Source organism: Paracoccus liaowanqingii (assembly GCF_004683865.2).
GTDB classification, from domain to species: domain Bacteria; phylum Pseudomonadota; class Alphaproteobacteria; order Rhodobacterales; family Rhodobacteraceae; genus Paracoccus; species Paracoccus liaowanqingii.
Genome location: NZ_CP038439.1, coordinates 2,187,060 through 2,209,702, shown reverse-complemented (window position 1 = coordinate 2,209,702; position 22,643 = coordinate 2,187,060). Strand labels below are relative to the sequence as shown.

Annotated in this window: 21 protein-coding genes and 1 pseudogene; 14 read left to right on the top strand and 8 right to left on the bottom strand. The window is 63.5% G+C overall.

Annotated features, from left to right (window positions below; translation table 11 throughout):
* Positions 1 to 39 precede the first annotated feature (39 nt).
* The 6 genes and pseudogenes from E4191_RS10680 to E4191_RS10655 all read right to left on the bottom strand — a co-directional run.
* On the bottom strand, positions 40 to 1,350 hold the full coding sequence (locus E4191_RS10680; protein WP_135313396.1) for a recombinase family protein: 1,311 nt from the start codon (positions 1,348 to 1,350) through the stop codon (positions 40 to 42).
* Positions 1,347 to 1,799: a DUF2924 domain-containing protein gene (locus E4191_RS10675; RefSeq protein ID WP_135313395.1), complete on the bottom strand. Its 453-nt coding sequence runs from the start codon at positions 1,797 to 1,799 to the stop codon at positions 1,347 to 1,349. The genes E4191_RS10680 and E4191_RS10675 overlap by 4 nt, the downstream gene beginning before the upstream one ends.
* An 809-nt stretch (positions 1,800 to 2,608) precedes the next feature.
* Positions 2,609 to 3,487, bottom strand: coding sequence for a hypothetical protein (locus E4191_RS10670; RefSeq protein WP_135313394.1), 879 nt, complete (start codon positions 3,485 to 3,487; stop codon positions 2,609 to 2,611).
* A 72-nt stretch (positions 3,488 to 3,559) separates the two neighbouring features.
* The gene (locus tag E4191_RS10665) at positions 3,560 to 3,745 is read right to left on the bottom strand and encodes a helix-turn-helix transcriptional regulator (RefSeq protein WP_135313393.1); all 186 of its coding nucleotides are present in this window, start codon (positions 3,743 to 3,745) and stop codon (positions 3,560 to 3,562) included.
* 411 nt (positions 3,746 to 4,156) lie between these two features.
* The gene (locus E4191_RS10660) at positions 4,157 to 4,819 is read right to left on the bottom strand and encodes a hypothetical protein (RefSeq protein WP_135313392.1); all 663 of its coding nucleotides are present in this window, start codon (positions 4,817 to 4,819) and stop codon (positions 4,157 to 4,159) included.
* Between the two features lie 99 nt (positions 4,820 to 4,918).
* Positions 4,919 to 5,170 (bottom strand): annotated as a pseudogene (locus tag E4191_RS10655) (transposase); the annotation flags it as partial.
* Between the two features lie 219 nt (positions 5,171 to 5,389).
* On the opposite strand from E4191_RS10655, the gene E4191_RS10650 reads away from it, so the two are divergent.
* From E4191_RS10650 to E4191_RS10635, 4 genes are all read left to right on the top strand, one after another.
* On the top strand, positions 5,390 to 6,349 hold the full coding sequence (locus tag E4191_RS10650) for an aldo/keto reductase (protein ID WP_135313391.1): 960 nt from the start codon (positions 5,390 to 5,392) through the stop codon (positions 6,347 to 6,349).
* A 1,197-nt stretch (positions 6,350 to 7,546) separates the two neighbouring features.
* Complete coding sequence (locus tag E4191_RS10645; RefSeq protein ID WP_228461247.1) at positions 7,547 to 8,470, top strand: hypothetical protein; 924 nt, start codon at positions 7,547 to 7,549, stop codon at positions 8,468 to 8,470.
* A 234-nt stretch (positions 8,471 to 8,704) separates the two neighbouring features.
* Complete coding sequence (locus E4191_RS10640) at positions 8,705 to 9,511, top strand: 2-keto-4-pentenoate hydratase (RefSeq protein WP_228461244.1); 807 nt, start codon at positions 8,705 to 8,707, stop codon at positions 9,509 to 9,511.
* A 134-nt stretch (positions 9,512 to 9,645) separates the two neighbouring features.
* Positions 9,646 to 10,629 (top strand): Gfo/Idh/MocA family protein, encoded by a 984-nt coding sequence (locus E4191_RS10635; RefSeq protein WP_135313388.1) that lies wholly within the window; start codon positions 9,646 to 9,648, stop codon positions 10,627 to 10,629.
* Positions 10,630 to 10,737: 108 nt separating this feature from the next.
* Here E4191_RS10635 and E4191_RS10630 read toward each other — a convergent pair whose 3' ends face one another.
* Positions 10,738 to 11,493 carry an SGNH/GDSL hydrolase family protein gene (locus E4191_RS10630; protein ID WP_135313387.1) on the bottom strand — a complete coding sequence of 252 codons (756 nt, stop codon included), beginning with the start codon at positions 11,491 to 11,493 and terminating at the stop codon, positions 10,738 to 10,740.
* Between the two features lie 238 nt (positions 11,494 to 11,731).
* Here E4191_RS10630 and E4191_RS10625 point away from each other — a divergent pair, with 238 nt between their 5' ends.
* From E4191_RS10625 to E4191_RS10585, 10 genes are all read left to right on the top strand, one after another.
* Positions 11,732 to 13,360 carry a chloride channel protein gene (locus E4191_RS10625; protein ID WP_228461242.1) on the top strand — a complete coding sequence of 543 codons (1,629 nt, stop codon included), beginning with the start codon at positions 11,732 to 11,734 and terminating at the stop codon, positions 13,358 to 13,360.
* Positions 13,361 to 13,873: 513 nt separating this feature from the next.
* A complete protein-coding gene (locus E4191_RS10620) occupies positions 13,874 to 14,830 on the top strand; it encodes an acetamidase/formamidase family protein (protein WP_135313385.1) in 957 nt (318 codons plus the stop codon).
* Between the two features lie 49 nt (positions 14,831 to 14,879).
* A complete protein-coding gene (locus E4191_RS10615; RefSeq protein ID WP_228461240.1) occupies positions 14,880 to 16,346 on the top strand; it encodes an ABC transporter substrate-binding protein in 1,467 nt (488 codons plus the stop codon).
* Between the two features lie 46 nt (positions 16,347 to 16,392).
* Positions 16,393 to 16,641 (top strand): transporter substrate-binding domain-containing protein, encoded by a 249-nt coding sequence (locus E4191_RS10610; protein ID WP_135313383.1) that lies wholly within the window; start codon positions 16,393 to 16,395, stop codon positions 16,639 to 16,641.
* Positions 16,642 to 16,703: 62 nt separating this feature from the next.
* Positions 16,704 to 17,495, top strand: coding sequence for an amino acid ABC transporter permease (locus E4191_RS10605; protein ID WP_228461238.1), 792 nt, complete (start codon positions 16,704 to 16,706; stop codon positions 17,493 to 17,495).
* Positions 17,410 to 18,087, top strand: coding sequence for an amino acid ABC transporter ATP-binding protein (locus E4191_RS10600; RefSeq protein ID WP_228461236.1), 678 nt, complete (start codon positions 17,410 to 17,412; stop codon positions 18,085 to 18,087). The genes E4191_RS10605 and E4191_RS10600 overlap by 86 nt, the downstream gene beginning before the upstream one ends.
* A 90-nt stretch (positions 18,088 to 18,177) precedes the next feature.
* Positions 18,178 to 18,723 (top strand): YaeQ family protein, encoded by a 546-nt coding sequence (locus E4191_RS10595; RefSeq protein WP_135313381.1) that lies wholly within the window; start codon positions 18,178 to 18,180, stop codon positions 18,721 to 18,723.
* Between the two features lie 238 nt (positions 18,724 to 18,961).
* The gene (locus E4191_RS10590; RefSeq protein ID WP_135314433.1) at positions 18,962 to 20,374 is read left to right on the top strand and encodes a cytochrome P450; all 1,413 of its coding nucleotides are present in this window, start codon (positions 18,962 to 18,964) and stop codon (positions 20,372 to 20,374) included.
* A gap of 107 nt (positions 20,375 to 20,481) precedes the next feature.
* Positions 20,482 to 20,631 carry a hypothetical protein gene (locus E4191_RS23770; protein ID WP_176562693.1) on the top strand — a complete coding sequence of 50 codons (150 nt, stop codon included), beginning with the start codon at positions 20,482 to 20,484 and terminating at the stop codon, positions 20,629 to 20,631.
* 176 nt (positions 20,632 to 20,807) lie between these two features.
* Complete coding sequence (locus E4191_RS10585; protein ID WP_135312192.1) at positions 20,808 to 22,382, top strand: gamma-glutamyltransferase; 1,575 nt, start codon at positions 20,808 to 20,810, stop codon at positions 22,380 to 22,382.
* A gap of 18 nt (positions 22,383 to 22,400) precedes the next feature.
* On the opposite strand, the gene E4191_RS23765 is transcribed toward E4191_RS10585, so the two are convergent.
* Entirely contained in the window at positions 22,401 to 22,556 is a 156-nt protein-coding gene (locus E4191_RS23765) for a hypothetical protein (RefSeq protein ID WP_176562692.1), read from the bottom strand.
* Between the last annotated feature and the right edge of the window lie 87 nt (positions 22,557 to 22,643).

Below are 22,643 nucleotides of genomic sequence, written 5' to 3'. Positions count from 1 at the left end.
CGGGCACGGGGGCAGGGGCGGAGACGAGTTCTGCGCGCATCACGCGGCACGCTCCATCGCGCCGGCAAGCATCTCCCGGGCAAGGCCGCCGAGACCATCGATGCGCAGCCGCACGCTCAGGCCATCGATGCCAATGTCGACGCGCTCGACCAGCAGGGCCGCGATACGCGCCTGCTCGACCGGGAACAACTCGTCCCAGAGCGGATCCAGCTGGCCCAGCGCATCACGGACATCGGCTTCGGTAATGCTGCCGTCCTGCATGTGTGCCGCCTTCCATGTTCCCGCGACGATCTCCGGCTGGCGGAACACCGCCCGCAGTTGGTCGATGACCGCCGCCTCGATCTCGCCGGCAGGTACACGCCCCACCGGGCAGGCGCCGGCGCCGTGCTTCAGGACCGTCTGGCTGACATAGTAGCGATAGAGCCTGCCACCCTTGCGGGTGTGGCTGGGCGAGAAGGCCGCGCCGTCAGGACCATAGATCAGCCCCTTCAGAAGGGCAGGGGTCTGCGCCCGGGTGCGGGCGGCGCGGGTACGCGGGCTGTCGGTGAGAGTGGCGCGGACCTTGTCCCAGATGTCCCGTTCGATAATGGCCGCATGTTCACCAAGGTAGCTGTCGCCCTTATGCACCGCCTCGCCGATGTACACCCGGTTGTTCAGGATCCGGTAGATGGCCTTCTTGTCGATATGGTTGCCGCGAGAGGTGCGGATACCGCGCTTTTCCACCTCGCGGGCCAGTTCGGTGGCCGAGCCCATCTCAAGGAAGCGGGCATAGATCCAGCGAACATGGTCCGCGCCCTCGCTGCAGACCACCAGCTTGCGGTCCTTGACCTTGTAGCCCAGCGGCGGATTGCCCCCCATCCACATGCCCTTCATGCGGCTGGCGCGGAACTTGTCGCGGATCCGCTCGGCGGTCACCTCACGCTCGAACTGCGCGAAGCTAAGCAGGATGTTCAGCGTCAGCCGGCCCATGGAGGTGGTGGTGTTGAAGGACTGGGTGACGCTGACGAAGGTCACCCCGTTGCGATCGAAGACTTCCACCAGCTTCGAGAAGTCCATCAGCGACCGCGACAGCCGGTCGATCTTGTAGACCACCACCACATCGACCAGCCCGTCCTCGATGTCTGCCAGGAGGCGCTGCAGGGCAGGGCGCGCCAGCGTACCGCCGGAGATGCCGCCGTCATCGTACTGATCGCGCACCAGCACCCACCCCTCGGAGCGTTGGGAGGCGATATAGGCCTCACAGGCTTCGCGCTGGGCGTGGAGCGAGTTAAACTCCTGCTCCAGCCCTTCCTCGGAGGATTTGCGCGTGTAGATCGCACAGCGCAGCTTGCGAACGACTGCCTTTGTCATGCCCGGCTCCTGTGGTTCTTGAGACCGAAGAACACCCAACCGTTCCAGCGTGTGCCGGTGATGGCGCGGGCGATGGCGGAGATCGACCTGTAGGGCCGGCCTTGCCATTCGAAGCCGTCCTGCGTCACCGTGACGACCTGCTCGCTGCCCTGCCACTCGCGGATCAGCCGGGTGCCGGCGATGGGCATAAGATCGGCGCGGATCCGGCTCTTCTTTCGGTCACCGCCATCCAGTTCCTCGCCGAGCCGTTCCAAGCGTCGGACCGTCTCCGGCTTCAGCCCGCCATAGGCAAGTTCCTGGATGCGATAGGCCAGCCTACTTTCTAGATAGCGGCGGTTGAACGGCGGCGGGGCGGTGTCGAACAACTCCCGCCATTGCATCTTCAACTCCGCCGCCGGCGCGTCCTTCAGGGCGGCCAGACGGGCGGGAATGGGATCGACGTTCATCATTTGCATCTTTTCTTCCACTTTCGTTGTCCCGCACTACCGCTCTGTCCGAGGCAGATGTGTAGTCGCCGGATCTGCACCGTTGCGAACTGTCTCCGTAAAGTCGCTGTTGCGCATCCGGAGCCGGACGAGGCCCAGGCCGAGGAGCGCACAGAGTTCGCGCCGGCGCTCGGACGCTGTCATTCTGCCCGCTGGCAGGGGGTTGGAACCGCGGGTCATGTCAGAGGGCTCCCGGCTTGGTGAAATGCATCACCGATACGCGGGAGCGAATGTGGTGCGGGATTGCTGACCCCCTCCCGGGCAAGTGGAAACTGAAGACGGAGTGGAAACCCTCGGCCGGGTGGAAAGCTCTGGTTTCCAGGTGGAAACCCAGATTTCTCGCCTGCAACTGGAAACCTTGCGCGACTAAGCCCACCGCATAGGAGAGGGCGCGGGAAGGACCCAAAAGGCGCTGGAAAATTCATTCCGATACCTTAGGCATACGCTTGATTAAGCCAGGGAATTCTACCTCAAGCTCATCGATATGGGCTAGCCTAGCGCACGGGTCAGAATTTTTATGGAGCGCAGGAGGGAGCTGCTGCTGTGCAACCGCTCTGCCCTCAAAGGCTTTACGCTCGGCCAAAGTGCGTTCTAGTATTTCGCGAATGTGCCCAGGGTTCGGCTTCTTGTTTGGGTTCTGTCGCCGCCACTTGCGGAGCACAGCCCTGATGCATTCCAGTGTCCAAGGTTCCATCTCGTCGCACCAGTCTGCCAAGATCATATTGCGTTTCATTTCGCTCATGTCAGCCTGCCAATAACCATCAAGGATGATCTCAACCAAAATCGAAGTCTGAACGCGATGGGCTGCGATTTCTTGCGGCGAACGAAACTCGTTCAGCAAAGGCGTCATCAGCGAATGCGGCTCGACGATTTGTGGGAATTTGACGATGGTGGTCATGAGTGTTTCCTTCGATCGGAGTCAGGCGGGGTTCATTTTTGCGGCCCGCTTCCCGCTGCATTGCCTTGTCGAAATAAGTGAGACGGCTTGGCGGGCCGTCGCGCTTTCTGGTCATTGTCTCAACGACGACGGCGATGATGGTGTCTGAGTTCAGACCAAGATCGGCCTGCCACATCCTGACCCGCTCCATGTCAGCCTTAGTTCCGAGTAAGTTGCCGTTCGGGCCAGCCATACCGGAGATGGGATCGACCCCGATCGCCGAAAGTATACGACCACGCAGCGTATCGGCCTCGCGCGTATCACCACCACCATCATCTATCTGGCTTCTGGCTTCTGGCTTCTGGGGCTTAACCCGCTCCTTAACCAGGGGGTTATCCAACGGCATATTTTCGATTGCTTTTCTGAGGGTTGGATTGCCACCTTTCTTTCCATTTTTCATCGCAATTGCGCGACCTTGCCCATCCCGAACCATTCTTCGCGAGTAGATGACACCCTTTCTCGTACGGGAGAAAACGCCTGCTAATTCCAATTCGCCAAGACTGTTGGTGATTTGGTCAGTAGGTGCCCCTCCCAAGACGGCAAGTTGTGCATCCGTCGGAGGTTGATCGGAGATGAGAAGGTGGCCGTAAGGGACGGCATCATGCATCAGGGCGATCATCTCAATCCAGAGGCCGCGCGCTGCCAAGCTGCACATGCGGAGGGCGGGATCAGCCCGCCAATCGGTAGGGAAAAACTTGAACCATGGATCAGACATGGAGTTGGATCCTTCGACGCGGCTCAATGTCGTCGGGGACATTCCGTAGGCTAGATCGCAAAAAAAAGCCCATTAAAGCGCTCTCCTCTGGCGGCTGTCGAGCCACGCCTGAACGTCGCTGCGCTTCCAGCCGATTGCCCTGGTGCCAAGACGCACAGGTGCCGGAAACCGCCCCTGCGACACGGCACTGTATACCCAGCTTCGCCCCATTCCGATTGTCGCGGTCACCCGCGGCAATCGCCAAATTTCTTCGGCCATTCCTAGCCCTCCAAGTGCTTGTTGCCATCTTGAAGAACGCTAGCGAACGAGTCGCGATGAAGCGTGGGTTAATAACTAGGGGGTAGTTTATTACCCACAAAGGATCCCTTGAGGGGCCGATTTGCGGAATCAGACAAAGCGTTCCAGTGGATGCCCACTCTCCTGGGGTGTGGCTTTGGCGACGATGGGCCGTGCGACAGACGCAGCCAGGCGGCTCGCACAGTTTCACGCGTCATTGTCATCAATGAAGGTTAAGGGAGTGGTGGTCTCAAAGGGCAGCCGATGTTGCGCCAGCACAAATGACTGAACAGCGTCACGAAGCCTCTTCCCTTTTTATGGAACTGTCGAATGACTTTAGGTCGGCTGAACGCGAAGTCCGTCTTCTGACGTTCGGGACCAGAATGCACGGCCTTACACCGCAAGAGCCCGCTTGCTCCAGATCTTTCTCATGCTATCGATGCTGCTCGGGCTCTTACGAATGACCGTCATCGCCTCGGCCACAATATCACAGGCACTGTCGCAGTGGTCTGAGGCGTCATTTCGTGTCAGCGGCACATTAAAAATACAGTGAACCTCATGGATCACCATCGCGATGAAATCATCGCGTTCTTCGACGTTTCTTGGTTTGCTATTTCTAGGTCTGGCTCTTTCTTCGGAATCGACCTCGTCCTTGAACTTCCGCAGTTGGGGGACCGGCCATTCTCCACGACGATAAAGCTCTGCTGCATGGCGAAACAAGGCATCGAAACTGATCGGATCGCTGTCAGAAGCCGCCAGCAGACGAGTGAGGTGCGTCAGGTAGTTGTCCTGCCCGCCTGCCTCTTCGGCGTCATCCGAAGCCTGGATGGCCGGTTTTTCAACGATGGGGCGTAATTGCGTCAGATCCAGGCCGGACAACATCGCGAAACGTTGGGCTGTCGCGCTCTTCTCACGCAGCTTCCAAAGCGCTTCGCAATACTCGTCGCATCGCCTCTCTTCCGGAGTCAGCGCATTCAAGATGGCTTCGGAGCTCAGTATCTCCTCCAGCTCCCGGGCAGCGTATTCAACAGCTTCTTTTCGTTCCGACGGCGTCACGAGGTATCCTAGGTTCTATAGCTTTAAAAACGTCTTGGCATGATCTTTGCCGCTCAGCATTACTGTTTCAGGAGTAGAGCCCGCAATGAGATGTGCTGATCAGGCGGCCACGGCGAGCAGCCTAACGGTTGGATTGTCGGTGACGCGGGCCAGGGTTTCAAGGCTCATATAGCGCCGTGCGACGGCCCATTCATCGTTGGTTTCCAGCATCAGCGCGCCGACCAGGCGGATGATGGCGCCGTCGTTCGGAAAGATCCCGATGACGTCGGCGCGGCGCTTGATCTCGCGGTTCACCCGTTCAAGCGGATTCGTGAACGCGATCTGCGTCCAGTGCTCGTGCGGGAAGTCCATACAGAAACTGGCTTGGCCTGCGCCTGATCCATGAAGTCTCGCCCTTGGCAGGCACAGGCATTGGTCCAGATGGCTGAATTTGCCTGGTCAGGTAAGGCATGGTGGCCGCATGGAGCTCGCGCACTGCAGAGGCTGATGACCGCCCGTCATGAGAGCGCTTTGACTTGACTGGCCGGATACGTCGCGCTTCTCTTCCGCTCCGCGGCACAGGAGGCTCAGATGGAACAGAGACGGCTTGGCAACCGCAGCGTCGGCGCTATTGGATTTGGCGCGATGAGCTTCGGCGGGATGTTCGGTGCCACGGATGAAGCGACCTCGCTTGCCTGCCTGGATGCAGCGCTGGACGCCGGTATCCGTCATTACGACACCGCCAACATCTATGGCATGGGCGTATCGGAACAGATCATCGGCAGGTGGGGGCATCGGGATGTCCACCTCGCCACGAAGTGCGGCATCGTCAACGGCCCGCCGCGGACGGTGCGCAATGATGAGCTCCATATCCGCCAGTGCCTCGAGGAGTCGCTGTCCAGGCTCAAGCGAGACCACGTGGATCTTTACTACATCCACCGCCGCCAGCCCGACGTTCCGATCGAGGACGTGGCCGGAACGATGGCAAGGCTAGTGCAGGAAGGAAAGATCGGTGGCTACGGTTTGTCGGAGGTTGCACCGGCGACCTTGCGTCGCGCCCATGCGGAGTATCCGGTCACTGCGGTCCAGAACGAATTCTCCCTCTGGTCGCGGCTGCCGCAGCTGGGCCTGATCCAGACCTGCCGCGAACTCGACGTGGCCTTTGTCGCCTTTTCTCCTCTGGGCCGAGGCATGTTCGGACGGGAGCCGCTGAAGCGGGAGTTTCGGTCAGGCATCGATTTCAGGGACACCAACCCGCGTTTCGTCGAGCCGAACTTTTCCGCCAATCTTGCGGCCATCGCGCCATTCCGCGATCTTTGTGCGGACCGGGGCTGGACAGTCCCGGGTGCGGCACTTGCATGGGTTCTGGCACAGGGGGATCACATCATACCCATCCCGGGCACGCGGACGGCGGAGCACCTACGCGATTGGACGGTCGCAGATCTTGATGCCGCGGACCTTGCGGCGATCGACCGTATCCTTCCTGCGGGCTTTGCCCATGGCGACCGCTATGGCGATCAGCAGATGGCATTTGTCGAACGCTATTGCTGACGGCTGCGGAGCTGCACCCTCAACGGGAACTCGCCTCCGAAGAGCTCGAGCAGCCTCGGCGCTCCGAAGGGGGCGCTGGCCGGCTGTCCCGCCCACATAGTAGTGCGGCACAGGTGTGTCCGATAGTTTGCCTTGCAAGCATGAGGACCATTTCGCGTGCCGGTGGAGTCAACATAACTTGACATGACAGATGGCCAGGAACGGTTATGGACTGATGCCTCGTGGGACATGCTTATCGCTGGCAGATCACCCCGTGCCGTGCACTCAAAGCAGAGGCCTGAGCCATGAAGCAACGTTGCAGACATTCGAAGGTCCGCCTTGGCGCGCTGTCCCTCATCGCCTGCGTGGCTGCGACGCAAGCGGGCGCTCAAACAAGCGGGAACAGCCTTCCGACGGCGCAGGAAATCTGGCGGCATCTGCCCCCGCTGCCTGCGACGAGGTCAGAGCTGGCTCCTACGCCCGAACCCTCGTCGCCGGCATCGGCCGCGCAACCGCCAAGCGCGGCCTCCGAACGACCCGCATCCGACGCGAGCCTCAGGCTTGAGGCTGCGGCGCCTGATCCGATCTCCCGAGAGGCAGAAGCGGCTGACTCCATGTCTCGACCACTCACCCGACCGGAGGTGCCGGAAGGCGAAGCTGGCCCTTCGCAGGTGTCGACGGGTCCGGAACTGCCCCCAATGCGCCTTGCCGTCTACGTCCCTGAACGCCTTGCAGCGGAACGGCGGAGCCAGGCCTTGTCGCAGCTTGCAGCCATGGGATGGTCGCCCGAGGAAGCCGTGACGCCCTTCACGATCGGCGAAACGCATGTCCGATATTTCCATCATCAGGATCAGGCGGCAGCCGAGGATCTGGCGGCCGTGCTGGACACCGTTGCGCGTGACTTCGTCAGCTTCATGCCCCCACCCGAGGAGGGCTATCTGGAACTGTGGCTGGGCGGCCAAGGCGCGCTTCCTCAAGCCAGGCCGGTGATCACGCGCAGCAGCACGCCGACACCGTCTCAAGTGCTTGAGGCCCTGGGTGCAACTGGAGGGACTCAAGGGGCCGACGAGGATCGCGAGGGGGCTTCTGCGGACAGCGGAGACAACCGGTTGCTGCGACCTTCACCGGTTCGCAACGTGTCCGGCGTCAGGATTGGCACTGAGGGCCCGGGTCAGACCAGAGGGGGAAACTTCAGCGGAAGCCCTGGTGACGGCAGAGATGGCGGCACTGGATTTTCTGGCAGCGGCAGCGGCAGCGGGAACAGTGATGGCGGAAATGGCGGCGGGAGCGCGGGGGGGACTAACGGCAACGGCAGCACGGGCGACGGCAGTGCAGGCGGCGAGAGCGCGGGCGGTGGTGATGCAGGAGGCGAGGGCGCGAGCGGCGGCAGTGCAGGCGGTGGAAGCGCGGGCGGCGAGAGCGCGGGCGGTGGTGATGCAGGAGGCGAGGGCGCGAGCGGCGGCAGTGCAGGCGGTGGAAGCGTGGGCGGCGAGAGCGCGGGCGGTGGTGATGCAGGAGGCGAGGGCGCGAGCGGCGGCAGTGCAGGCGGTGGAAGCGCGGGCGGCGAGAGCGCGGGCGGCGGTGATGCAGGAGGCGAGGGCGCGAGCGGCGGCAGCGCAGGCGGTGGAAGCGCGGGCGGCGAGAGCGCAGGCGGCGGTGATGCAGGAGGCGAGGGCGCGAGCGGCGGCAGTGCAGGCGGTGGAAGTGCGGGCGGCGAGAGCGCAGGTGGCGGAAGCAGCGGCGACGGCAATGACAACGGCGGCGGTAATGGCGGCGGCAACGGGAACGGGGGCGGTGGCACCGGAAACGGCGGCGGGAGTAGTGGTGGCGCCGGAGACGGCGGCGGCGGTGGCGGAAGCAACGGCGGCGGCAATGACAGCGGGGGCGGTAATAGCGGCGGCAATGGGAACGGTGGCGGTGGTACCGGAGACGGCGGCGGGAGCAGCGGCGGCGCCGGAAACGGCGGGGGAAATGGCAACGGTGGCGGCAATGGGAATAGCAGCGGCAGTGACAACGGCGGCGGTAATGGCAACGGTGGCGGGAGCGGCGGCGGTGGCAATGGCGGCGGAAACGGTGGCGGCGGCAACAGCGGCGGAAACGGTGGCGGCGGAAACGGTGGCGGCGGCAGGGGCTGAGACCTAGCGACTACCATCCAAGTCTAGCATAGATATGAGCCTTGTCCCCTTACACCGGCATGCTTGACGCATGTTGGTCAGTAGGCCTGTTGCGGCCGTGATCTCGACTATAGCCGCGCCGGCCGGCGTGTAGCATAGCGATAAATGTGGCCTGCTCGGAGCCCTTGCGTCTCCCGACCAATGCTCTTGCCAGGCTCGCATTGCCATGTGCAGAAAGTGCTTAATCAACCGGGATGATATTGTGCCAGACACTGCCGAACTTGCCACCGAGATCCTCCGCTCGCGTTCCGAACAGCGTCAGATCCCCTTGATAACGACCCGCCCCGGTGGATTGTCTCTGGATCAGGCTTATCGCGTCAGCGCGCTAATTGAAGACGCCCGGACGCGGCAAGGCGAGCGTCCGCTAGGGCGAAAGATCGGCTTTACCAACAGGACGATCTGGCAGGAGTTCAACGTCTCGGCGCCGATCGTCGGAACAATGTATGACAGCACGGTCAGGCCGCTTGGCGCCCCGCTCGATGCGGGCAGTCTCATGGAGCCGCGCATCGAGCCGGAGATCGCCTTTCAACTCGCGGCACCGCCTCGTCCGGGGATGACGCCCGCCGAGCTGATCGGCTGCGTATCCAGTATCTGTGCCGGCTTCGAGATGGTGCACTCCATCTATAAGGATTGGAGGTTCAGCGGGGCCGATACAGTGGCGGCGTTCGGGTTGCATGGAGCCTTCCTGCATGGACCGATGCGGGATCTGCCTCCGGCGGAACAGCTCGACTGGATCGCCCGGCTTTCGACATTCCGGACGACCCTTTGTCGAAACGGGACGGTGGCCGATCAGGGGCATGCGACAAACGTCCTTGGAGGTGGGCCGCTTGTGGCCTTGGGCCACCTCGTCGATCTTCTTGCCGGGATGCCCGATGCTGTGCCTTTGAAGGCAGGCGATCTCGTGACGACCGGCACGCTGACGCGCGCGTTGCCCGTCTGTCCGGGCGAGGCATGGCAGGCTTGCTTCGACGGCTTGCCTCTGGCCGCGATCGAGATTGAACTGGTCTGATCGCGATGGGCCAAAAGGTCAGTGCCCTGTGGTCAGCACAGCCTGACGATCTACCTCTGAAAGGGCTGCATGAAAATGACCTGTACCGATGAGAGGGTCCTCGGTGCCGGGGCAGTGAGATGGGAAGCTGACGGGTGAAGACGTTTGCCATTGTCGGCTTGGGAATGGCGCTGGCCCCGCATATGGCGAGCCTGGCCGATCTGAAGGGCCGGGCGCGGCTGGCCCATGCGGTGACCCGCAGCCCTGCGCGACGGGCCGCGTTCGAGGCCGCACACGGGATCCCGGCGACCGGTGATCTGGACATGGCCCTGGCGGATCCCACGGTAGATGCAGTCATTCTGCTGACCCCGCCCGACAGCCACCGCGATCTGGGTCGCCGGATCCTGGCGGCGGGCAAGCATCTGCTGATCGAGAAGCCCGCCGGGCTGGTGACGCAGGACACCCGGTTTCTGGCAGACCTGGCAGGATCGACCGGCCTTCTGGCCGCTCCGGTGCTCCAGCACCGGTTCCGGCCCGCGATCCGGGCGGTCGCGGCGGCTCTCGCCTCCGGCGCCTTCGGCCGGCTCTGCGGCGTGCATTGCCTGATCCCGTGGTGGCGGCCGCAGTCCTACTACGATGCTCCCGGCCGCGGCACCTTTGCGCGTGACGGCGGCGGCGTCCTGCTGACCCAGGCCGTGCACACGCTCGACGTGCTGCGCGCGCTCTGCGGGGGTGCCAGGATCACCGCCGCGCAGGCGGTGACCAGCCCGCTCCACCGCATGGAGGCCGAGGATCTGGTCTGCGCCCTGGCGACGTTCGGCCCCGACGCCGTGCCCGGCACGATCATGGCGACGACGGCCTGCTTTCCGGGCATGACCGAGACGATGACGCTGATCCTCGAACGGGCGACGATCCGCATCGAGGGCCTGCGCGCGACGGTTTTCCATGCCGACGGCCGGGTCGAGGGCCTGGGCGGGCAGGGGGCCGGCGGAAGCGGCGCCGACCCCATGGCCTTCGACCATGCCAGCCACCGCGACCTGATTGCGGCCTTCCTCGATGCGCTGGAGGGCAGGGCACCTCTGGCCGTCGACCTGTCCGACCTGATCGCCACACGTGAGCTGATCGACGCGATGACGTGAGGGGGCAGCTGGCGTTTCAGCCCCGCTTCCGCAGAAGGCCCCGCCAATGACGCTGCCATGGCATCTGCGAGCGGCGCGCCTGTGAACCAGACGCGCCTCATAGACGACTTATTCCAGAATGGCCCTCACCTTCTCGGCCACTCCTCGCCCAATGTCCTCATGCGCACCGTCCGACAGATGCACCCCGTCTATCCCATCCGTCTCAGCAAGTGTTCCGACGTCGAGGAACTCCGCGTCGGCCGCTTCCGCGATCGTCTGGTAATGCTCGGGAAGCGCTTGGGTCTTTTCGACGCCCCCGGCGAACCGCTCTGCCCGCCCCTCGGGATATAGCTCTCCAAGTGGGGGCGGTGCCAGAACCAGAACCTCCGGTGTCGGATAGTCCGTTCCGACGCCACCACCGGTTTGCGCGACGATGTCGATCAGCTTTCCCATCCCCAGCGCGATCCGGAACGGTGACCGGTCAAATTGAACCTTCACATCGTTGGTGCCCAGCATGATCACAACAAGATCAAGCGGAAGATGGGACGCGATGATCGGCGACAGGGCGGCAGAACCATCTAGGCCGGCCCCGGAAATATGCGGCAGGGTCGGATCCGCGATGTCGGTGGTGCGCGCGCTCAAGCCCGCCTCGATGACCTCGTACCCCTCCCCAAGCTCCGCTTGCAGAACGCCCGGCCATCGGACATCGGCGTCATACCGTTCCGTCGGTCCGCTTTCTACCGGGATGTATCCCCAAGTGTTCGAGTCTCCATAAACCAGAATACGCTTTGTATCTCTGGCTCCATCCTGGTCCTGAGCTTGGGCAATACCCCCCGATAAAAGGGCAAGCGTGGCGATCGTCCCGAACAGGCTGCGTCGTGTCATCAACAAGGGTGTCCTCCTCCCAATCAATGAAAGAAGGCTAAGCCGACTGCGTCACCTGCGTCCACATGTATCGATTGGCATCGCGCGGTCACGCGAAGGACCTCGAATTCCCCCGCACAGGCCTGCAGGCTTGAAAGGATCTCGCTCGCCAAGCTTGCGATGCTGTGCCAGCCTCGTCAGAATGGAACCCACCCCTGACACTTCCATCAAAGCCTACTGGCAGGCTTTACGCCGCGACATGTTCCATGTTGTCGGCTCGGTGCTGGATCGAGCCCGACGTCAGTTGCATTTCTGGATTTTGGCCCTGCTGATCGGGATCGCGGCGGGATGTGCGGCGCTTGGATTTCGGTTGGGAATTTCCTGGATCCAGACCACGGTCTATGGCGCCGATGACCTGACCCTTGCCAGTGTCGCGCGTGACCTGCCTTGGGTCTGGGTGCTGGTGGTGCCGGTCATGGGGGGGCTTGCGGTCGGGCTGATCCTTGACAGGTTCACCCCGGATGGACGGGTTCGGGCCGTGTCCGACGTGATTGAGGGGGCGGCGCTGGACGGGGGGCGGGTGGAGGTCCGCGAAGGCTTGGCATCAGCCACCGCGTCGCTGATCACCCTCGGGACCGGCGGCAGCTCGGGTCGCGAGGGACCGGTCGTGCATCTGGCCGGGGTCGTCTCAACTGCCGTCGCACGTCGGATCAAGGCCAGTCCCGTGACGGGGCGCGAGCTTCTGGGATGCGCCGTTGCCGGCGCCGTCGCGGCCAGCTTCAACGCCCCCATCGCCGGGGCCCTGTTCGCGCATGAGGTCGTGCTCCGGCATTTCGCGACCCGGGCCTTCGCACCGATTGCAATTGCCGCCGTGGCCGGGACAGTCATCAACCGACTGCAGTTCGGCGGGCTGACCGAGTTCATCCTGCCGGTCGAACCGGACCTGGCGTTTCACATCGAGCTGCCGGCCTTCATGGTGCTCGGCCTTGTCTCTGCTCTAGTCGCCGCGGCCATGATGAGTGGGATCTTCAGGGCCGATCGGCTTGCAAGCCGGGCGATGACCGCGATCGGCTGGCCCCGATGGTCCAGGCCCGCGCTGGCGGGATTGGCGCTTGGCGCGATCGCAATTCCCTTCCCGCATATCATCGGCGTCGGGTACGAGACCACGGCTGCGGCGCTCTCGGGACAGATCGGCTTGGCGCAGGCGATCCTGTTTGCCACCGTCAAGGCTCTGGCGGTGGCGATCACGCTGGGCGGGCGGATGGGTGGCGGGGTCTTTTCCCCGGCACTGGTCATGGGATCGCTGACCGGCCTGGCGTTCGGGATCATCGCGACCACGCTTGCACCCGGCTATTCCGGAAGCGTCAACGTCTACGCCTTCGCCGGCATGGCCGCTGTCGGGGCAGCGGTCCTGGGCGCGCCGATCTCGACGGCCCTGATCGTCTTCGAGATGACGGGGGACTGGCAGACAGGCATCGCGGTGATGACCTCGGTCTCGCTCAGTTCGGCCCTGGCATCGACCCTCGTGAAACGATCCTTCTTTTTGACTCAGCTGGAGCAGCGGGGCATTCATCTGTCCGAAGGACCCCAGGCCTGGCTGCCCCATCAGCTTCGCATCACTCCGGTCATCCGTGCGCTGGGTGTCGAAGATGCCCCCGCCGAGGATCTGGTCCGGTCCTTGGCCGAGACGCATCCTACGGTGGCCCCCACCACGACCCTGGCCGAGGCCTTGCCCCTGTTCGATCGCTGCGGCGCTGTCTGTCTTGCCGTGATGGCCTGCGACGGCCCGGATGATCCTCCGCGTCTGATCGGCAGCGTTCACCACATCGACGTCCTGCGGGCCTTGAATCAGGCGCTGGAACAGACAGCCGCCGAAGAGCATGGATGACCCGTATTTGAGCCTGGACCTCTGCGGTCCAGGTTTCAGAGACACCGTCGCGGGACCCTTTGTCGACCTTCGATGACAGCGGCATTCAGGCGCGATCGATATGTCGAACGGTAACGACCACCCGTAGCCAGCCAACGGCACGTTTCGGATCTCCGGCTGTGATCCGATTGGCGCGCAGAGGCGCATCCAGATGCCCGATGTCGCGGCTCTCATGAAATCATCTGCCCAATTGTAAAGCGGATGACCGGCTTCCTTGAATATTTTTTCGCCCGTCGCTGGTCATCTTCGCATTCCTGATCGAGGGTGCCCGGCGATGGAACGCGGCCGGGACGCGGGTCTGGTTGCCGAGGTTGACCAAGATGCCCCGCTCGATCGCGCCTCGAACGACGACAGATGCACCTCCGACAGCCGTGATCGCGACCCGGACCGCGATCATGGGTCGAACGTAACAGATCTGCGACATGCCGGGCGAAAGCACAGGCTGGCATGTCGACGATGGAAGGCAACCGACCGATGACCACCCACTCTCTCGCGGCCACGCCCCGGACCGTTCATTGGGGCCGCTTCTGGTCCGGATTGCCCCCCGTGCTGGAGATCGAAGCCGGCGACACCCTGACGATCGAGACCCATTCGGGGCGCGAGGAGGTGCTGCCGCCCGACGGTTCGGGCATGACCGTCGCCCCGGCGCTGCGGGACATCCTGGCGGCGGATCTGCCCCGGCGGGGGCATCTGCTGACCGGGCCGGTGGCGATCCGGGGGGCGCAGCCCGGCGACGTGCTGGACATCCGCATCGACGCGGTCGAGCTGGGCGCGGACTGGGGCTTCAACCTGGTGCGTCCCAGTTCGGGGACGCTGATCGGCGAATTTCCGGTCTCGCAGCAAGCCATGACCCTGATCCCGGTGGATCGGGCGGCCCGCACCGCGCGGCTGCCTTGGGGCGCCGTGCTACCCCTGAACCCGTTCTTCGGGGTGATGGGCGTCGCCCCGCCCCCCGAATGGGGAGAGCTGACCTCGATCCAGCCGCGCCTGCATGGCGGCAACATGGACCTCAAGCTGCTGACGCCGGGCGCCACGCTGTCGCTGCCCGTGCATGCCGAGGGGGCGCTCTTCTCCTGCGGTGACGGGCACGGCTGCCAGGGCGACGGCGAGGTCTGCATCACCGCGCTGGAGATGTCGCTGACCGGCACATTCACCTTCACGCTGCGCAAGGCGGGCGACCATTCGGTGACCTTGCCCCAAGCCGAGACGGCGGACGAGATCATCTCGATGGGCTTTCACGCCGATCTGGACGAGGCGATGCGCATCGCCCTGCGCCAGATGATCGCCATCATCAGCGAACGGACGGGCATCACCCTGACCGAGGCCTACCAGTTCTGCTCGCTCGCCGTGGATTTCGCGGTGACCCAGACCGTGAACGGCGAAAAGGGCGTTCACGGTCGGCTGAAGAAAACGCTTCTCACCAAAGGCTGACGACATGAAGAAAATTCCTTTCCTAATAGGCGCCTGCCTTGCGGCGACATTGGCGTTTCCCGTCGCTGCCGCGGACCTTCGTATCGGTCTGGCCGACGATCCCGACACGCTCGATCCCGATCAGTCCCGCACCTTCGTGGGCGAGATCGTCATGGCGTCGATGTGCGACAAGCTGGTGGGCATCGCCCCGGACGCGACCATCATCCCGCAGCTGGCCACCGAATGGAGCACTGCCGAAGACGGCATGTCGTTGACCATGCAGTTGCGCACGGGCGTCACGTTCCAAGACGGGACCAGCTTCACGGCCGAGGATGTGGTGCGCAATATCGAACGGTCCCGCGATCTGCCGGAAAGCCGTCGCAAGAGCGAGCTGACCTCAATCACCTCGGTGACGGCGGATGCCGAGGATCGCGTGACCTTTCATCTGAATGCCCCCGATGCCACGCTTCTGGCGCGGTTGGCGGCGCGGTCCGGCATCATGGTGTCCCCGGAGGCCGCCGAGGCGGCGGGTGCCGATTTCGGCAGCGCCCCGGTCTGCATCGGCCCCTACGCGTTCAGGGAGCGGGTCCAGCAAGAGCGGATCGTGCTGGAAAAGGATCCGGACTACTATGCGGCCGAGGATTTCCACTTCGAGACGGTGACCTATCTGCCGATCCCGGACGCGACGGTGCGTCTGGCCAACCTGCGTTCGGGCGATCTGGACCTGGTCGAGCGCGTGGCTACCTCGGATGTCGCCACCGTTCAGGGCGATCTGGATCTGGCCTATGCCGAGGTGCAGGGCCTCGGCTACCAGGGGATCGTCGTGAACGTCGCGAATGGCGCCGGGGCAGGGGGCCATAACCCGCTGTCGCAGCATCCCGAACTGCGCCGCGCCCTGTCGCTGTCCATCGACCGAGAGGCGCTCAACCAGGTCGTCTTTGACGGGCTGTTCACCCCCGGCAACCAGCCCTTCGCCCCCGGTTCGACATGGTATGACGCCGAGACGCCGATGCCCGCCCTGGATGTCGAAGCGGCGCGCGCGCTGATGGCCTCGGTCGGGGTGGACAGCGTCGACATGACCCTGACGGTTCCCAACAACCCGATCTCGCAGCAGGTGGCCCAGGTCATTCAGGCCATGGCCTCGGAAGCGGGGTTCAACATTCAGATCCAGGCCTTGGAATTCGCCACACTTCTGTCGTCGCAGACCGCCGGAGATTATCAGGCGGACCTCAGCGGCTGGTCCGGCTATGTCGACCCGGACGCGAACCTGCACCAGATGGTGACCTGCGAGGGCGGCATCAACGATACCCGCTACTGCGACGCCGAGGTCGACCGGCTTCTGAATGATGCCCGCAGCGCGACGGATCCGGTTCTGCGCAAGGCCAGCTACGACGCGGCGCGCAAGATCCTGGATCGCGACCAGCCGCTGATCTATCTGTATCACCCGACTTGGATCTGGGGGATGGAGGCGGGCCTCAGCGGCTTCACCCCCTATCCCGACGGGCTAATCCGCCTGTCCGGGGTAATGCTGGACTGATCGCAAGGCCATCGTCCGTGACCGGCGGTGGCCAAACTCGGACATCATGCGCGACGTCTCTCTGGGCCGGATCGATGCCAATTTCGGTGATCGTCCCATCGTTGCCTATCAACTGGATCAGAACCCGGCAGATGTGCGGCTGGTGCCCGAATATGAAAGCCAGATCGTAGGCGATGTGGCAATTGCCGTCCGCCAGTCCGATACCGAACTGCTCGAGCGGATCAACCGGGGGCTAACCACGATCAAGGAGTCGGGTCAACTGGAAGAGATCATTGCCGAATGGGGCATCGAGTAAGACCCTGACCAAAGGGCAAGGCCGGAGGTTCATCCGGCCGACCATGATCCAAGGAGCTGCGGATGACGGAATTTCTGGCCCGTGCAGGCAGATACCTGCCCATTCTGCTTGAAGGTGTCTGGCTGACGCTGGTCGTGACCATCGGTTCGGTCATCCTCAGCACGCTTTTGGGGTTCATGTGGGCAGTGATGACCTGGTCGCGGATCACGGTTCTGGTCATCATCAGCCGGGGCTTCATCACCATCATCCGGGGCATCCCGATCATCGTCCAGCTGTTCTACATCTACTTCGTGATGCCCGATATCGGCATCAATCTCACCGCGCTGCAGGCCGGGATCATCGGTCTGGGCGTCGCCTATTCCGCCTATCAGGCCGAGAACTTCCGCGCCGGGATCGAGGCCATCGACAAGGGTCAGATCGAGGCGGCACAGTCGATCGGCATGACCGACTGGCTGGTCATGCGCCGGGTCATCATGCCTCAGGCGGTCAAAATCGTGCTGCCGTCCTTCGGCAATACGGTCATCATGATGCTGAAGGACTCTTCGCTGGTCTCAACCAACACGGTGGCCGAGCTGACCCGGCAGGGGCAGTTGATCGCCTCGTCGACCTTCGACAACCTGACCGTCTTTACGCTGGTGGCGCTGATCTATCTAGCGCTCAGCCTGCCCCTGACCTTCCTCACCCGGCATCTGACAAAAGGTATTCCAAGGCATGATCTCTGTTCAGGACATCCACAAATCATTCGGGTCGTCGGAGGTCATCAAGGGCATGAGCTTCGATGTCGCGCGCGGCGAGGTGGTGTGCATCATCGGCCCCTCGGGATCGGGCAAGTCGACCGTCCTGCGCTGCATTAACGGGCTCGAGGCCTATAATCAGGGACTGATCACGGTGGACGGTCAAACCGTCGATCCTGCCAACAAGTCGATCACCGGCATCCGAACGCAGGTGTCGATGGTCTTTCAGCGCTTCAACCTGTTCCCGCACCGCACCGCGCTGGAAAATGTCATGGAGGGGCCCGTCCACGTCAAGGGTATCCCGAGAGCCGAGGCCAGGGAACAGGCCCGCAGCCTTCTGGACAAAGTCGGGTTGGGCCCCCGTTCCAATTATCACCCCGGCCAGCTGTCCGGGGGGCAACAGCAACGCGTCGCCATCGCCCGCGCGCTGGCGATGGAGCCCAAGGCCATCCTCTTCGACGAGCCGACCTCGGCGCTGGATCCTGAACTGGTTGGCGAGGTTCTGGGCGTGATGCGCGATGTTGCCACCGAGGGTATGACCATGGTCGTCGTCACTCATGAGATGAGCTTCGCCCGTGAGGTCGCGGACCGGGTGCTGTTTCTCGAGGGGGGTGTCATCGTTGAGCAGGGCGAGCCCGCGCAGATATTGCGGGCACCACAACATCCCCGAACGCAGGATTTCCTACACCGGGTTATTCATCCAATGGAGTAGATATTGGCGCCGTGCGTCTTGCAAGTATCTGCCTACATAACATGGTCAGGCCCAGTAGGCATCCCAATCATCAAGGATTTGGAGTCGGCTATGGCGCAGAATGCCACCATTCATAAAGTCGAGCTCTCAGTGTCTGACATGGACCGTCACTATTACGAAACCCACAAGCTTACCGTTGCCAAGCATCCCTCAGAAACGGATCAGCGATTGATGGTCCGCATTTTCGCTTTTGCGCTAAACGCCAGCGAGCATCTGGAGATGACGAAGGGCCTGTCAGCTGACGACGAGCCAGACATATGGCAGAAGAGCCTTAGTGGCGAACTGAATGTATGGGTGACCCTCGGATTGCCCAGTGAGAAGGTAATACGCCAGTCCTGTAACAAGGCCGACAAGGTGGTCATCTATCCATACGGAGGCAGGACGGCAAACTTGTGGTGGACCAAAATAAAGCATGCCGCCGCCCGTTTCGACAACCTTCAAGTGATCAATCTATCTGAGAAAGACACAAACGAACTCGCAAAACTAGCAGACCGCGCAATGAAGCTGCAGGTTAACATTCAGGACGGCGATGTAATGGTCAGTATGGCCGAGACCATTGTTCACATCACGCCGTTAATTCGGAAGAGAGCAGCTTAGATTTCAGTGTCAAGAGCTATGTGCCATATTGTCGACTCCGTCCGTGATCAAGTATCATGAAGGCATCGTATGCGCATTCGACGCCCTCTTGATTCTCCATGTTCGGACGACGGCCCGGATCCATTCCGGCGCTTTCCGACATCATATCCCAAGACAGCTTTTTCTTGATCATGCAGGATGCCTGACACCGCGATCGCAGGAACGCCGCCCTATAGGTTGGGAACGAAAGGTTCGCCCCATGTCGTCCGGCCCCGTCATAGCAGGCGCGAAAGGCGCCCTCAAGCAGCCCCCAGGACCATCCGGGCTGCCGATCCTGGGCAACATCCTCGACTTCGGGCGTGATCAACTAGGTTTCTTCACCCGCTGCCAGCACGAATTTGGGGACATCGTGGCGGCCAACTTTGCGGGATGGCCGGCTCTTGCCGTCACCGAAATGGCGGCGGTGGAAACGATCCTGGTGTCCGAGCATCAATGCTTCACCAAGAACACACTTGTCTGGCGGCAGACCAGGGCGCTCTTCGGGGCCGGACTTCTGACCAGCGAGGGGAAGGCGTGGCGGCGGCAACGGAAACTGGCCGCCCCCGCCTTTGCGAGTGCGCAGCTGACATCATACGTGCCATCCATCGTCCGGATCGCCGAAGCCACGGTCGCCGGCTGGCAGGATGGGGACACCTTCGACGCGCATCCCCGGATGATGGCGCTGTCCTTCGACGTGGCGGCCCGCACGCTGTTCGATGCCGATATCGAGAATGCGGGCATCGACCAGGCACTGGAGGACATCCTGCGCGAGATGGAATCCCGGATCACGCGCCCGGTCCTTCTGCCTGACTGGCTGCCCTTGCCGGGCCACCTCCGTTACCTGCGCGGGATCAGGAAGATCGAGGGGCTCATTCGCGGTCTGATCGACACGCGGCGGCTCAGCGGTTTCGACGGCCGCCGGGATGTCCTGTCCCGCCTGATGGCCGCGCGGGACGCGGATGACCGGGGCATGTCCGACGACCGGCTGCGCGACGAGGTCATCACCCTTCTGCTGGCGGGGCACGAGACGACGGCGCTTGTCTTGTCTTGGGCCTTCTACCTTCTGGGCCAGCATCCTTCGGTCGCCGACCGCGTGGCCGACGAGGTCCGGGCGGTTGCCGCGGACAGGCCGCTGGAACTGGCCGATGTCGAACGTCTGTCGCTGACGGAGGCGGTGGTCACCGAGACCATGCGGCTCTTTCCGCCGGCCTGGGTGATCGGGCGCGAGTCGGTGCAGCCGTTCCGGATCGGCGGATATGACATCCCCGCAGGCGTAACGATCTTCATCAGCCCATGGGTCATCCACCGCGACCCCCGCCATTATGATCGTCCCGAGGACTTCCTGCCCGTCAGGTGGCTTGATTGCCTGCGTCATAGGCTGCCGCGCTTTGCCTACATGCCCTTCGGCGGTGGACCCCGCATCTGCATCGGCCAGCGCTTCGCGATGATCGAGGCGGTGCTGCTGTTGGCCACGATCCTGCGGCAGATACGCATCGACTGGATCGGCAAGAGCCCCATCTTGCCGCAACCCACCATCACATTGAGGCCGCGCGGCGGTGTACCTGTTCGGATTACGAGACGGGGTGACGGGGGTCGACGCAGGGGTAATTTCATCCGGAAACCTACAGCCTGAGCAAATCGGGCATTCTTTTCGGGAGGTCATAATCCAACTTGAGAAATCGACGGGATGGCTGCGCGCCGAGACCTTGATATCCTGACTTGCCTTGGCAGGACATGCGCTTGACCAAAATTGCGGTTCTCGAGAGGCCTGTCGCGGATGACCTGTTCCTGAATGTACGTGCGGGGCTGAACGCGCAGGCGTCGAAATCGACCGCGCGGCCATGCCACGATCCCTTTCCTGGCACGGTGCCGAGCGGTGCCAGGGATTGAAAGCCGAGGCCCGCACGCTCCCGAGACAGACAGCCGCCCGTCTTATGATCGTCCGCTGCCGGTTTGGCTGGCGATGGGCCAGCTTTCGTCGCTGGCGACCTTGCATGACGGGCCGCAGCACCGTCTGATGGCGCTCGCCTGCTTCCAAGCGCCCATGACGACAGAAAGCCGATGACATGACAAATTTCTCCCGAACGCAGCGTATCCGCAAAGACGTCGTGTGGACCGATGGGGGTGTTGTTGCCTGCCAGCACCGCAAGGCTGCCGAGGTCGGGGCGGCGGTACTGGCCTCGGGGGGCGATGCCATAGATGCGGCGGTCGCGACCTCGTTTGCGGTGGGGGTGGTCGAGCCGTGGATGTCGGGACCGATGGGCGGCGGCATGATGACCCTGTGGCGTGCGGGCGAGGCGCGGGCCGAAACCATCGAGTTCGGCATGCGTTCCCCCGCCGCGCTGGACGTCGCCGACTACCCGCTGGAGCCGGGGCGGCAGGCGGCGGATCTGTTCCCGTGGACGCGGGTCCGGGACGACCGCAACATCTTTGGCGCGACCTCTGTCGCGGTGCCAGGCACGGTGGCGGGGATGGCGCTGGCGCATGAGCGCTATGGCACGAAGGACTGGGCCGATCTGCTGGCTCCCGCCGTGGCGCTGGCCGAGGAAGGGATGCAGCTCGACTGGTACTCATCGCTGCTGATCGCCTCGGCGGCGCGCCAGCTGGCGCAGGATCCGGATGCGGCAGCGATGTTTCTGGCGGATGGGCAATGGCCCGATATCGCGGGCTGGACCACGGCGGCCACCGCCCGGCTGGACCAGCGCACCCATGCCGCCACCCTGCGTCGTCTTGCCGACCACGGCGCGCAGGACTTCTACGACGGCGCCATCGCGGGCATGCTGGTCGAGGATGTCGGGGCCAAGGGGGGCTGCCTGTCGCTGGACGATCTGCGGGCCTATCGGGCGCTGGCCACGACGCCCCGCACCATCCGCTACCGCGACGCGGTGATCCATGCGCCCTCGGGCCTGTCCGCCGGGGCGGAGCTGGTGAAGACCCTGCAGCAGATGGAGGTCGCCTTCCTGCCGGGCGAGGCGCCCTCGGCGGCCAGCTACGGCGCGCTGGCCTCAGGGCTGGGCGCAGCTTATCGCGACCGGCTGGCCCAGGGGGGCGATACCGGCGAAAGCCCGCGCGCCCCGGCCTGCACCACCAGCTTCAGCGTGGTGGACCGGCACGGCAACATGGTGAACGTGACGCAGACGCTGCTGTCGATGTTCGGCAGCCATGTCGTCTCGCCGCAGACCGGGATGCTGCTGAACAACGGCATCATGTGGTTCGACCCCGAGCCCGGCAAGCCCAACTCCCTCGCGCCGGGCAAGCGCTGCCTGATGAATGTCTGCCCGACCGTGGGGCAGGTGGGCGACCGGATGTTCGCCATCGGCGCCTCGGGCGGGCGCAAGATCCTGCCGGCGGTGGCCAATCTGGTCAGCTTCATGGTGGATTTCGGCATGGATCTGGAGGCCGCGTTCCACACCCCCCGCATCGACGCCTCCGGCGCCACAGGCACCGTGATGGACGAGGATCTGCCGCCCGACGTGGCCGAGGCGCTGGCGGCCCTCGGTCCCGTGACGACCGCGAAACGCACCGTCCACCCTTACGCTTTCGCCGTGCCTGCAGGCGTCATGCGCGAAGCGGGTCGTAACTGCGGCGCGACCGAGATCATGAGCCCTTGGGGGGATGCGGTTCACGAAGGCGAGGTGTGATCGGGTGCTGCCCGGAGGCTACTCCAGCGCGTCGCGCAGCCACGACCATACCACCGTTGCCATGACGGCCGGCTTCTTCATCAAGTGAAACGGGATCGGCTGTGGCGGGGTGACCGGAAAGGGCAGCATGTTGGGCGTGGTGCCCGAGGCCCAATCCGACAGTAACTTTCCCACAGGCCGTCGCGCGCCAATACATATCGCCTGAAACCCTCACCCGCATCACTGACAATATTACGGTCAGGCTGCCCGCCGTGGCCACCT